Here is a 13,831-nt window from a genome sequence, read left to right as displayed (position 1 = left end):
TCAGATTAATTGAAGTTGTTGGGCTATAGGCTCAGTACAAATCAGGTAATTATAAAAACCGCTTTTTTGAATACGGTCTACTTTTCGAGGAGGGTTTTTCTCATCCAGGTCAAAATATAAATACCCTTTTCCTTCTACCAGTTTTTCAACCTTTTGGGCTACCTCATTGGTCAAAATTTCAATCAACAATGTAGGGCGCATTGTGTCCAGGTATTTCCCCATTCCTTCCAGCACTTCGGGTTCGTGAGTTTCTACATCAATTTTCATCAACCCAACTTTAGGCAGCTGGTGTTGAGTTATAAAAGTATCAAACCTTATAATATCAATAGAAGTGGCAACTGTATCAACTCCTTTTGGGCTCAAATCCTGACCCACTGTTACCGAATAAGTATGTTCGGTGTCCTGGTCATATATGGTGGCTTTGCCATCACTGTCCGACAAAGCCAACTGATATGCTTCAATATCAAACTGATTAAGTGCGATGTTTTCCTGAAGTTTTTCAAACACTCGTTTTACAGGTTCAAAAGCCACCACCTGAGCAGTTGGCCGAACAGTTTTGGCAATAAGTGCATAAACTCCTGTATTGGCACCTACATCTATAATGCAGTCATTCATGGTACACAATTTTTCCCATAGTTGTATTGACTGTTGCTCCCACCCCCCTTTCATTCCTTTCCAGAACAATTCATTTTCAAGCTCAAAACCATAATGATACATTTTAAACTCCTGATTACCAGTTGTTTTCACGTTGATTTTCCCTTGAAAATGTAAATGCTGATAAACCCGGTGTGGAGGAGACCATACCCCCCGCAAAGCTACAAAAATGGCTTTTTTAAAAGGTAATAGCTTATAGATGCTTTTGATTAGCTTTTTTAACATCAGATTTTTTTATTGATAAAATACACAGAGTATCCAGTAAGCACAATATTATAGATTTTATACCGAACTTTCTTAGGCAATATACGGAGCCAATTGAATTTATCAATAGACCACAACCAAAACTTTTGACTAAAAAACCAATAGATTGTTTTTTTCGCTGTACCAATTGGGGCAGGCTCATATTGAACGAAATGCTTGTATAAATCAGGTTTAAGCGTTTGTAGCATAAGGTGGGATTGGCGGTATTGTCTGTGGCGTTTTATCATCAACCTACATGTCACAAAATCGTCGTGCCATACCACGGCATCTTTATTAAAATAAATAGGTACTTGTTGCTGCACTGCCCTTACCGCAAGGTCAAAATCTTCAGCATCATTTAGCCTTTTATCAAACCCACCCAATTGATCAAATAATGATTTGCTTAAAGAAAAGTCAGCCGCCGTAATAAAAGGTTGAGCGTTAGGAATAAGACCATACCCTTCTGCCGGCAACCAGGTACGACTCAGGTAAGCCCTAAACAATTGAAAATCGGTTTTCATTTTGCTTATCTCCTCAAAAGGAGGACCAACCAAAATTGTATGGGGCTTGGCAACAGCATGTTGCACATGCAACGCCAAACACTCAGGGATTGGTCTGACATCATCATCGAAAAAAACCAACAAATCGCCATGAGCTGCCTCAACACCTGCGTTACGCGCTACCGCACGTCCCCCGTTTTGACGGTATACCACATTTAAGCCTTTTAATTTCCATTGTGTACCCTCCAACACCTCACGGGTATTGTCAGTAGAACCATCCACAACTACTACAGTTTCAAAATCCTGTATGGTTTGGGCTTCGAGTGCTTTTAGAATGTTCGGCAATTTGTGTGCACCATTGTAGCTAGGCACGATAACACTTATTTTAGTTGAATGCAAGGCGTTGGAGATTTGTTATTTACGAATTTTAGAAACTGTGTTGCGCCAAATGTTCAAAATTGGTTGCGGAATGTATTTATTTCTAAACTTGAGTTTTTTCCAAAGCTTTTGATCATCCTCGGCAAGCAAGTCAACATTGATTTGTTCTAATAAACGTTGCGCTTTTTGTGGTTCATTTTGCGCATAAAACTCATTGGCACGCAAAAACAAGTAATAGTTAAACACCTCTTCCAACAGATCTTCATCTGGTTCATAATCATCTAACTGTACCGTAAAACGCTCATCTACTGTGCATACCTCTGCTACGATTTCGGCATATTTAGAAAGTTCATACTGGCGGGCAAGCGCATAAAAATAAGTATCATGTTCTACCTGAAACCCATCGTTTTGCGACACCGTTTTAGAATCTTCGTGCAGTCTGAAATTTACCAAGATATCAGGCATTTTTACTACCCCCTGTAGCCCAAACAACAGCAAATACTTGATCCACCAATCCCGGTCCATCAAGTAATGCAAACGATTGTCGAGCAATCCCATTTTTTTGACAACTTCAGCCTTAAAAAAAGTTTCAGGTTGATCTATCCGCGCCCAACCTATAGTTTTGGCAAGGTTATCTGTATATACATCGGTGCCATTCGAATACTTCACCGTTTTTTGTCCTTTAAAAAGTCGGCTCCTGCCACACACCACTTTCACGTGTTCGCCTCGGTTAAACGCTGTCGCCACTTTGAACAACGCGTGGGGCTCATAGTAATCATCCGAATTAAGCCAGTTAATAATTTGCCCAGAGGCTTTGTCCAGCCCTTTGTTAATGGCGTGGCTCTGTCCTTTATCTTTTTCGCTTACCCAATAAGTGATATGCTCCTCATATTTTTTTATAATATCTACAGTATTGTCAGTACTGCCTCCATCTATGATAAAATACTCTAAATTGGGGTATTGTTGCTCTACTACTGACAAAATAGTTTGCTCTATAAAGTGCCCCTGGTTGTAAGAAGGGGTGATGATCGTTATTTTTGGAAATTCATTCACACGCAACACCTTTTATCTGGTTCTGAATCACAAAACTAAATAAATTTTAATAAGACTTATATGGTTTTATGTTTAAAATACTTTTGACCACAGGGAGTGGGCTCTGGGTAATTGATTTTTCTTATTGACACTTGTTATCAATAGTTTCTAACTTTGGTAAACCTGCTAAAAAGGCATTCCAGCAGTTATCCACTTTCTAATAACAGTACGCTCACAGTCAGGCAATTGATCACGGTTGCGAGGCATTGGACTAAAGCCATTTTGCCACTCTATAGCCCCCACTAAAGCCCCACTTGCTGCCACCTTTTTTACTTCATCAAAAGTATCCAGTCTTATGTTATCGTTGGCAGTATTGGCATTATGGCACCCTACACATTCTTTGTCCATGATAATGCGCACCACCTCATTGTAAGTAAACTTTGCCGTATCGCAATTAAAAGCCACCCCACCACAACCTGTAGTATTTTGGGCTCCTTGTAATACCCAATTTTGAATCAACTCTACCTGAAGTGGGTCAAGGCTTACCCCTTGGTGGCTCCCCACCTTTACTGTATTGTACAAAGCACTCTGATCAAGGTTGTTAGGGCTTACATGTGCTCTTATCGTCGCATAATCCTCCATTACCACCCCATTGGCAGCGGTGCCAGCATCATGGCAACCCGACTTGGCACAGTTAAACCTAAGTAAAGGCAACAAATCGGCTTCAAAACATATCGTGTCGTTGGTGGTAGGCGTAGTGGGGCTGGTAGGCTCCAGGCTACGCTGGTTGCCACAGTAAGTAAGCACCCAGGCAAATTGACAAATACTCAAAAGTAATAAAAATCTTTTCATAAAGGTTTGCAAATAAGTAAGTTGAAAGCCCCGACAAGGTTCTAGGTATACTTTGTTTCCTAAGTAGCTACGCTTCTTATATCACGTTGATTTTCAGAAACTTACAAAAAACATAGTTAAAAGAGACATACGACATTTTTCGATTATGGGGACACAAACCGAAGCGATCGCGCCAACTTTAGCCAAAATGAATAGCATGTAAAAGACGCTAGCCCTACACTACAAGTCTTTGTACTCGGTATATTCGCTAAACTTTTCGTAGTCAAATTTGCTCACCGCTATTTTTCTGATTTGGTTCGACTCATAGGTAAATTGTCCGGGCAATTGTTTTTTGGCGATTTTTTGCATAAACACTGCCACCGTTTTAACCTTGATACTTTTGTATTTGGCCGGAATAAACGAGTTAAACGCAGCACTGAATACACGCCCCAGATCTTCCATAATACGCACCTCGTTACGGTTGCCCACCAAGAGCGAAGGGCGCAAAATATGGATTGATTTGAAAGGCAGTTTTTTAACCGCATCTTCTATGCGTGCTTTTACCCTTGAGTAATGGTAGCGGCTGTCGGCACTGGCACCAATGCTTGATATAATTAAAAACTGGGCGACATTTGCCTTGGCAGCAAGCTGAGCAAACGCATGACAATAGGTAAAATCAACTTTAGTAAGTCCCTCCTTCCCCATTTTTTTGGTGGTAGTACCCAAGCAACAAAACGCTTCGGTGGCACCCACAAAAAAATCCTGATAATTGTCTAGCTGATCAAAGTCTACCAACAACTCCTCTATTTTTGCGTGGTCTATGCCAATGCTTTTTCTACCAATTATTTTTACTTGCTGGTAATCATCGTCTTGTAGCAACAATTTTACTAACTCGCTGCCCACCAGACCAGTAGCCCCGGCAACAATGGCTATTTTATTCATACAATAAAAAGTTTAAATATGATATGTACCAAGACAAAATTAAATATACCTAATATGCAAGTATAACTATCATATTATGAGAGAGTTATATTTGCTTGTAGCTTATAGCTGATTGCTTGCTGCTACTTACTATTTAAAAGTAACAAGCCCTGAATAAAACGTAGGCACACTTGGTTTAACATTTACAAGGCAGATTATGTTCTATAATACTCCACAGTGATTTTAGTCAAAGTTGATTACTGATTACCTTCGGTGAACACCTATATACATTGGTATCTAAGGACTCGCCAAAGGCTCGGTTATCAAATGTTTATAAGTTTAAAAACTATTTAATTACGTGTTTAGACGTAAAACTGAAACCCTTTGAAAAATAAAGCAAGTAAGCAAATTTAATATACGCCATTGGTGTACAATGATTAATAGGGTAAACATTTACTCAAATCCGCTATGGACTACGGACTAAATGCTATAGACTATTGGTTCTATAGCCGTAACTTAATTCAACAAACGGGCTTCAAACATCTGCACAAACAAGTTTACCATTGTTTTTTGCAAAGGGTTGGCAGTATTTAGGGTAAGGTGATTAGGCAACATTTTGGCTATTTGATGGCGTGATTGTCTCAACATTTCGAAATGCTCTATACGCGCATCCGATACATTTGGTTCGTTTTCGCGGGCGCGCAAACGCTGTTTAATTTCTTCATCGGGAGCAATTGCTTCAATAAACACCACCCTTAAAGGCTGTGCCTCACGAACTTTTTTTAACAACCTCTCTAGCTTGGTAATATCCCGAAACGTGGCATCTAATATAGAGGTTCCCTCCTGAAAAGCACAATTGATCCCTTCCTCTATCAATGTTTCGTATACTTTCTCAGTCATTTCTGTAGAATAGACTCTTTGCAAATCTTCGCTGCGGGTGCGCTCATAAGTAGGAATACCCGCCATTTTTTTCCTGATCAAATCAGAGTTGAAATGTTGGATATTCATATGTTTGGCTATTTTTTGCGCCAAGGTAGTTTTGCCAGTGGCTACTCCACCATATACCACTACCAGGGTAGCTTCTGAACCTATCAACGCATACTTTAGTGCCAGCTTAAAATACTTTCGGGCACGCTCAGCACATTTATGGCGTTTTTTGGCAGGCACCTCCAGGGTGGTAGATGTAAAGCTCTCTACTTTGCCCTTGACAAACGCCCGAAACGACTTATAAAAATCAAACAAGTCTTGGTACTCCCCAGTCTCTAACTGGTTGGTTACCTGATTTACAAAGTAATTAGACAAATTAAACTTACGCCTAAAATCAAGCTCCATGCTCAAAAAAGCAATGTCGTTTAATACATCAATGCAACGATAACGCTCGTTGAACTCAATACAATCATAAATATTTACTTGCTGATTTTCTACATGAATATGGTCACACTTAAGGTCTCCGTGACACTCTAGTATTTTGCCCTCTGCCACTCGTTGGTGAAACCATGGCTTGTTATTTTCTAAAAAATAGTATTGATAAGCCCGCAACACCCTAAACTCTATAGTTTGAATGGTATTATTCACAAAAGGGGTGATTTGCTCAAAATTTTCGTCTATAATCTCACGCAAAAACTCAGTACGTCCCCATTTACTCTTATGTGCATCTACGGGTATATGCTGATAAAACCGGGCAAGTTTATTGGCAATCAAGTTAATATTTTGCCAATCAAAAGTATTCTTTTTGAGTAGTTCATCTAAAAAAAACTCATGCGGCAAGCGCTTCATTTTCAACGCATACTCTACCACCACATCGGTAGATTGTTCACTCGTAAAACTCAAAGCCCCGTTGTCAAGACGGTAAATAGGCACCAGATCCAGGTATAGGTCAGTGGTAAGGCGTGAGTTGAGTCTTACCTCTTCTTCAAGGTAATATTTGCGGTCTTCCAGTTTCATAAAGTTTAAAAAACCAAAGTCAACCGCTTTTTTCACCTTGTACACCACCTCGTCTAACAGAGACACTATAGAGATGTGGGTTTGTACAACACTTACTTTTTGGGGCCTTTCGGCAAATACTTGTGGAGTAGATAAAAACTGGAGAATTTCATCAGTAAGCATTGAGGCTGTCTCTGTCATACAATAATAGTAATCTGTTTTTTGTCAGTGAATAGTTTTTTGTCAACAGTCCATAGCGCCCACAAGGGCAAGTCTCTAGATGCCGATGCATATCGGTGCTTCAGGTTAACACCTGTTCTATTGGCAACTAATACTTTAGGGATTAAATAATTTGTGCATTGATTTGGATGAATTCTGTTCTCTGACAAGTCGCAAATATGGCGGATAGCCATAGCTATCTAACTTTTTTACGAGGAAGTCAGAGGGCAAAAGCTCATAGTCCCGAACTTGATTCGGGGACGCCAAAGAATGTACAAGGAACTTAGTACCCAGAGCACTAGCAAACTCATAAATCGCGTATTTTAAGCACCCTTTTTTCAACTGGTTAGTGAGGAGCCTGAGAAACTTCTTACATTTGCAAGTTTAATAGCGTTTTATACCTGCCAGGTTTTGGAAATCTGGCAGGTATAAAACGCTATTAAAAGTCTACCGACTGCACTAATAAGCCAAAGGTAACATGATTTATTTTTTAAGGGCATCCCACCATACCTCTACTGGGTGCAAAGCACGACGTTGGGTACCGTCTTTGATCTGATGACGACAACTTGTGCCAGCAGCTACAATTATTACCTCCTGGGGTTGTTGGCGCACCGTTGGAAACAACACCAACTCGCCAATCTGCATCGACACTTTGTAATGCTCTTGCTCATAACCAAACGAACCTGCCATACCACAACACCCCGAACGAATCAAGTGCACCTCATAATTTTTGGGCAAAGAAAGCATCTTTTTGGATGGGGTAAGTGATGATAAAGCTTTTTGCTGGCAATGTCCATGCAATTTCAGTATTTTTTTATCTTCTGTAAAACTATTTGCCTTAATATTTCCCCGATCTATTTCTCTGGCAAGAAATTCTTCCATTGTCAACGCATTTTTAGCCAGTTTTCGAGCTTCCTCTTGTGTATTGCCCCTTACCAAGTCAATGTACTCGTCCCTAAAAGTCAAAATAGCCGAAGGTTCTATTCCCAACAAAGGAGTTTCATCGCTTACCACTCCTTGTAACAAGGCAATGTTTTTTTCGGCAATGGTTTTGGCCTTTCTAAGCAAACCTTTCGACAAATAAGTGCGGCTACTCTCAAGGTGTTCAGGAATAACAACCTCATACCCCAGTTTGGCAAGCAGTTTTACCGTTACTATGCCCACATCGGTATCGTTAAAATCGGTAAACTCATCACAAAACAAGAACACCTTTTTGGTGGCACCTTTGGGGGCTATAGCAGTATAATGCTTTTTATACCACTTGCGCAACGTAGTTTTATGTAATTTAGGGATGCTTCGCTCGGCAGCAAAGCCTGACATTTTTTTGCTCAGCTTACTCGTTACAGGGTTTGTAAACGCCCAGTTATACGCCCAGGGCATTTTAGCCGCCAGTTTGTTCAGGCGAGTAAAATTAGCAATGAGTTTAGTTCTAAAAGGCACTCCGTTGGCATCGTAGTACTGTTGCAAAAACTCCGCTTTCATTTTTGCCATATCCACATTTGAGGGGCACTCCGACTTACACCCCTTGCACGACAAACACAAGTCCATCACTTCCTTGATTTCTTCGTGGTCAAAGCGATTTGGTTTGTCCGAACGGGTCAGGTATTCACGCAAAATATTGGCACGGGCGCGGGTGGTATCCTTTTCGCTACGGGTGGCCATGTAACTTGGGCACATGGTTCCCCCACTTATTTCGGTTTTACGGCAATCGCCCGACCCATTGCACATTTCGGCTCCCCGCAATATGCCTTGGGTACTACTAAAATCCAGCACAGTATCAAATGCTGGCGTATCTTGCCCGGCATCATAGCGTAGAAAGGTATCCATTGGGGGCGTTTCTACAATTTTGTTGGGGTTAAAAATATGCTCAGGGTCAAATATCTGCTTGACCTCCTTCATCAACTCATACCCTTTTTTGCCTACCATTTGCTCTATAAACTCCCCCCGCAAACGACCATCACCATGTTCGCCACTAAGTGAGCCCTGGTATTTTTTCACCAACGTGGCTATTTCTTCAGCTATCAGCCTAAATTCTTTTTGTCCCTGCTCAGTTTTTAGGTTAATGATGGGGCGCAGGTGTAGCTCTCCCGAACCAGCGTGAGCATAGTGCACTGCCGACATATTATTCTGACTCAGAATTTCATTAAAATCTTGAATATAGGCAGGCAAATCTTCTATAGTCACCGCCGTGTCTTCTATTACGGGGGCTGGCTTGGCATCGCCCACAATGTTGGAGAGCAACCCCAACCCGGCTTTACGCAAGTTCCAAACTTTACGGGTATCGTCGCCATACACCACCGGAAAGTGGTAGCCCAATCCCTCTTGTTCCATGGCTTGTTGCATCTGTTGCGCTACTTCGGCTATTGCTTCGCGGGTATCTTTATTAAACTCTACAATAAGAATAGCCTCTGGGTCGCCTTTTACAAAAAACCGATTTTGACGATGCTCTATGTTGGCTTTAGTACATTCGAGGATATAATGATCCATCAATTCACTTGCCGAAGGACCATATTGTAGCGCAATGATATTGGCTTTGAGAGCATCGTCTATAGTATTGAAGTGTGCACACACCAACCCGGTTTCTTTGGGGGGTAGAGGGTCTAAGTGGAGTTTTATTTCGGTCATAAACATAAGGGTACCTTCAGAGCCACACAACAATTTACAAAAGTTGAACGGTTCGCCTGTCGGGGTGAAAGGCTCAAGGTCGAGCAACATATCCAGGGCATAACCAGTATTGCGCCGGGGAATGGCACGTTTAGGGAAATTCTCTCTTATTTCTTTTTGGTGGGTCTCACTGGCAAGCAATTGATCAATTTGACGATAAATCTTACCTTCGAAAGTATTTTTCTCACTTTCGGCTATTTTTTGTTGGTATTGTTGGGCGTTCAAAGCATTAAAAACCACTTCCGACCCATCGGCAAGCAAACCTTTGATCTCTAGGGTATGTTCACGGGCGCTGCCATACACTACCGAATGCGTTCCGCAGGAATTGTTGCCTACCATCCCCCCTATCATGGCTCGGTTGGCTGTAGAAGTTTCGGGGCCAAAAAACAAGCCATAAGGCTCCAGTACATGGTTTAGGTCATCGCGTATCACTCCAGGCTGCACTCTTACCCACTTTTCTTCTGCGTTGATCTCTAGTATCTGGGTCAGGTGTTGCGACACATCTACTACTATGCCATTGCCCACTACTTGCCCAGCCAGAGAGGTACCTGCTGCCCTCGGAATCAGACTCAACTTTTGCTGTCGGGCAAAACTGATCAGGTGCTTAATGTCTTGACTGGATCGGGGTACTGCCACGGCAGCAGGCATTTCACGGTAAGCAGAAGCATCGGTCGCATACAAAGTACGCATGACATCATCGGTATGCAGCTCACCATCTAATACTTTTGCCAACGGCTGCCACTGAACAGGCAAAGAGGTGTTTGTATTGTCCATGTATAACGCTAGTATCGTTCAACTTAAGGGTAATGACTTACAAATATACAATTCAAGTGTGTATTTTCATTTTTTGCCTGCCAAATATGTATATTTATACAATTCTTACATTAGTCAGTCGGCTACTTATCAACTTATTTTGTAACTTAGGGTTATCATTATATTGAAATCAACCACTTAATACTCTACATATCATTTATCACGGTCCTATGAACTTTAATTTTGAAGATTTAGCCACACACTATTTGCACAATGAGCAACTGATAAAATATGACCAAATCATTCAACTGCTCAACAACGAAGAAAAGTTTACCCGCAAATCTCTCCAAAAATCCTACAAAATATTCATAAAAGCCCTTCAAAACCTCCAAAACTACCTTGAAAATACACAAGAGTATTATACATCGGGCAACAACTGCCGAGGAGGATACTGGGAAATTACTTACGATATATTTGCTACGCTTAATCGGGAGTGCCCTAATGAAATGAAGATTATTTATTCGGCAAGGTCGGAAGAATTCAACAAAAATCACGTGCGCATTTATTGGGAAGGAACTCAAACTTTGCCCGAAAGTTTAATTGCTGAATTTAAGAATTGGGCATAAAATTATAATAATGCTTTAAATAGGTCTATGTACTTTTTTTTGAAAAAACTCATTTTTTATTAGACTTTTCTTACCTTCAACTTACTTTATCACATATTTTTTATCCTTAACTCTTTACACAATCAGTGATTATGCACTTCAGTTTGTCCAATTTATTTTTCACCCCAAGCTCTTTTTACCCTTTCCTTTACTCTTCTTCTTCCCAGGCTTGTTTTTATCTATATAAGACTTAAACCTTTCATAGTCTGTATATTCTTGCTTGTTGAGTTTTAGCTTACCATTGTCAAACTCCAGCAGTAGTTCTTTATACTCATCATTGAATGTTTTTATTTTTTCTTCATTGACTAACTTAAGTTTGGTCAGTTCATAGGTTTTAGTACGAAAGAGGTAAGGTTGTTTTACAAATAGTTTACCTTTACCTACTGTAATTACCTTGTAGGTCATAAACATACGCAAGTTTATGATCAGTCCCAATACAGTGACCAATGCAATGACTACATAAATAAAAGTAGTTTTGGTGGCTACCGAAAACAACAATAAACTGACAGCATAACATATCACGGCAAACAAACCGAGCGATACAATGGCTTTTCCTTTAGGTTTACATTCAATCATACCATTATTAAATTTATTCGGGCTGCAAACCCTCACTTCTGGAGTAATGAGTTTGCTCATCAACATTGAATTAGGCGCAAATATATACAAACGATATAGTAATCAGCCCATTAGCCTCACTTTTTTAGTACAGCATAATTTTATGTAATCGTTGGCGGGTCTACAAAATGTATGTTAAGCTATATCATTGCTTAGCTTAAACCCCATTACCAGCATGTCATCAGTTTGGCTTCTCCTGCCTATCCAGGCATCCATTGTATCAATTACAAATTGTTTTTGCTCTGCCATAGGTTTCAAGTGGATTTGTTTGAAAAGTGATTTTAGTTGACTTACCATAAATTTTTTGTCTGCTTCCCCTCCAAACTGGTCTTGGTAGCCATCCGAAAAAATATAAAAAGTAGAAGGTTGATCTATAGCAATGTGGTGGGTAACAAAAGGGGGAAGGTTGTGTGCCCAGGATCCTATGCTTCTAATGCTGCCTCTGATCTTTTGCACTTCGTTGTCTTTGATATAAATCAGTGGGTTTTTGGCTCCGGCAAACGATATGCGTTGCTTTTGCTTATCAATTACACACAAAGCAACGTCCATGCCATCGCGGTTTTCGACCTCTTCGTGCTGCAGGCTTTCACTCATTACCTTGTCTAGTTGCTCCAGAATATCGGCAGGGTCATCAGTGTCAGATGTTTTCACTACTTCTTTTAGTAAATTGCTCCCCAGCATTGTCAGCAGGGCTCCTGGCACTCCATGCCCAGTACAATCGGCAGCTACCAAAAACACCTTGCCCTGCTTTTCGTGCACCCAATAAAAATCTCCGCTGACTACATCCTTGGCTTTGTAATACACAAAAGATTCTATGACGTGTTTACGCATGGTTGCCTCTGAGGGCAAAATGCTTTCCTGAATCATTTTGGCATACTGAAGACTATCGAGCATGTTTTTTCGCTTATCAGCAATTATTTTATTTTGCTGAATAATTTGTTGGTTGATCTCCTGAGTACGAGCTTTTTCCCACTCCAGCTTTTTCTCTTTTTCGTTTACCTTCCGGGTAAGCTCTTTGGCAATCTTATCGCCTTGCAATAATAAGTCTCGCTCCAGTTCTTTTCTTTGCGAAATGTCTTGCACCATTGCCACCACTACTGGTTTTGTTCTATAAGAGGTAATGATCAGGCGGAGGTTGGCAGCATACAGCGATTGGTCTTGCCGACGCAACTGCGCTTCAAACTGGATGTATTCTTTGTTAGATTGGCTCAAAACCTTGATAATTTCTACCAAGGCGTCTTGGTTAAACTGGGGCAGCAATTCATCAAAACGTTGCCCTTTGAGTCCTTTCAAACTAAATTCAATATTCGTTAAAGCACTTTTATTGGCATATAACACCTCCAAATTGTGCATATCAAAAATAAACACTTCTTGCATGGCATCATTCAATACCTCAAACGACAACTCGGTGTGTTGGTGTTTTTTGTTGATGATGCTGTACCCAAGCAATTGTACCAAAATAGAGTCGCTTTGATGAGGTACTGCTATTTTGGTAAAATGGAACTTGTATTTTACTCTGCCTCCATATTCGCTTGCCAACCTCAGTAAAGTAATCTGGCTGTTGTGTTCAGTTTGCATCAGTTTATTGATGACCAACTGCAAGTGTTTATGATCTGCTTCGTCTGCCAAATGCTTAAAAAAACTGGGCAGTGCTTCGGACTTACCCGAATAGTCCAATAGTTGAAAAAAAGCTTTGTTGGCATCCAAAATCTGTCCTTGCTGATCGAGCAAAGCAAGGGCTTGTTGGGTATTGTCCAAAATATTTTGATGTCGGTCTTTGGTTTGCTGCATCTCATGCAGGCTCGCCTTCAAACTGGTTTTATCACGATACATCTTTAGGGACAAAGCTACAGAATCTTGCAAATCGGCTATCAATGCACGTTGTTGTTCAGTTAACGCTTCAAGCAAATACACTTCCACCACCCCCAGCACCTCATTCTGATAGGTAAAAGGGTGTATTAACAAAGTTTTGGGCACTAGCTGAATATGTGCAGCCGCTTGTAACACTGGGGGGTTGGCAAGCAATGGCACTTCATAAGGCTCTTTAGTTTTAACCACATGTTGCAATAATGCATTTTGACTGCTTGCCAAGGTCTGACGTGAGCGGGCACTAATAGCAAAACCGCTGATATACTCCAAGCGATTGGTATTGTTATCTGTCACTATGTACATAGCAGCTTGCACTCCTTGTATTCTGGGTACCAGTTTAGCCATCCAACCATCTGCCCAAACTTCCACTGCTTGCCCTGGCTTACGAGTAAGCAAAGCTTTTATTTCTGTAAGATGCTGTCCAAATTTTTCTTTTGCTTCCTGGTCTTTTTTAAAAAGTCTCAGCTGTTTTAATTCTTCCTTTAAAGCCTCAATATCCTGGTCTGAGTATTCATCTTCACCCCCATTGTTTCTATTTACTTTCATAGTGGTGTTTAAAAAAGC

The 13,831-nt window shown here is 40.7% G+C and carries 10 protein-coding genes; 1 reads left to right on the top strand and 9 read right to left on the bottom strand.

The window, feature by feature from the left end; genetic code table 11:
• The 7 genes from Q0954_RS13355 to Q0954_RS13325 form a co-directional block, all read right to left on the bottom strand.
• The gene (locus Q0954_RS13355; RefSeq protein ID WP_299457610.1) at positions 1–879 is read right to left on the bottom strand and encodes an FkbM family methyltransferase; all 879 of its coding nucleotides are present in this window, start codon (positions 877–879) and stop codon (positions 1–3) included.
• The gene (locus Q0954_RS13350; RefSeq protein WP_299457608.1) at positions 879–1,796 is read right to left on the bottom strand and encodes a glycosyltransferase family 2 protein; all 918 of its coding nucleotides are present in this window, start codon (positions 1,794–1,796) and stop codon (positions 879–881) included. Before Q0954_RS13350 ends, Q0954_RS13355 begins: the two co-directional genes overlap by 1 nt.
• 15 nt (positions 1,797–1,811) lie before the next feature.
• Positions 1,812–2,828: a glycosyltransferase family 2 protein gene (locus Q0954_RS13345; protein ID WP_299457606.1), complete on the bottom strand. Its 1,017-nt coding sequence runs from the start codon at positions 2,826–2,828 to the stop codon at positions 1,812–1,814.
• 165 nt (positions 2,829–2,993) lie between these two features.
• Positions 2,994–3,659, bottom strand: a complete 666-nt coding sequence (locus Q0954_RS13340; protein ID WP_299457605.1) for a hypothetical protein — start codon at positions 3,657–3,659, stop codon at positions 2,994–2,996.
• A gap of 219 nt (positions 3,660–3,878) precedes the next feature.
• Positions 3,879–4,580: an NAD(P)H-binding protein gene (locus Q0954_RS13335; RefSeq protein WP_299457603.1), complete on the bottom strand. Its 702-nt coding sequence runs from the start codon at positions 4,578–4,580 to the stop codon at positions 3,879–3,881.
• Positions 4,581–5,075: 495 nt separating this feature from the next.
• Entirely contained in the window at positions 5,076–6,683 is a 1,608-nt protein-coding gene (locus tag Q0954_RS13330; RefSeq protein ID WP_299457601.1) for an AAA family ATPase, read from the bottom strand.
• Between the two features lie 501 nt (positions 6,684–7,184).
• Complete coding sequence (locus tag Q0954_RS13325) at positions 7,185–10,139, bottom strand: FAD-binding and (Fe-S)-binding domain-containing protein (RefSeq protein ID WP_299457599.1); 2,955 nt, start codon at positions 10,137–10,139, stop codon at positions 7,185–7,187.
• A 209-nt stretch (positions 10,140–10,348) separates the two neighbouring features.
• Between Q0954_RS13325 and Q0954_RS13320 the strand changes: the two genes are divergently transcribed.
• Positions 10,349–10,744, top strand: a complete 396-nt coding sequence (locus tag Q0954_RS13320) for a hypothetical protein (RefSeq protein WP_299457597.1) — start codon at positions 10,349–10,351, stop codon at positions 10,742–10,744.
• Between the two features lie 159 nt (positions 10,745–10,903).
• On the opposite strand, the gene Q0954_RS13315 is transcribed toward Q0954_RS13320, so the two are convergent.
• On the bottom strand, positions 10,904–11,359 hold the full coding sequence (locus Q0954_RS13315; protein ID WP_299457595.1) for a hypothetical protein: 456 nt from the start codon (positions 11,357–11,359) through the stop codon (positions 10,904–10,906).
• 174 nt (positions 11,360–11,533) lie between these two features.
• A complete protein-coding gene (locus tag Q0954_RS13310; protein ID WP_299457593.1) occupies positions 11,534–13,813 on the bottom strand; it encodes a SpoIIE family protein phosphatase in 2,280 nt (759 codons plus the stop codon).
• Positions 13,814–13,831 lie beyond the last annotated feature (18 nt).

The organism is uncultured Microscilla sp., assembly GCF_947493425.1.
Lineage (GTDB): Bacteria > Bacteroidota > Bacteroidia > Cytophagales > Microscillaceae > Microscilla.
Note: the sequence above shows the minus strand (reverse complement) of the source record. Positions and strands in the feature narration are given on the sequence as shown.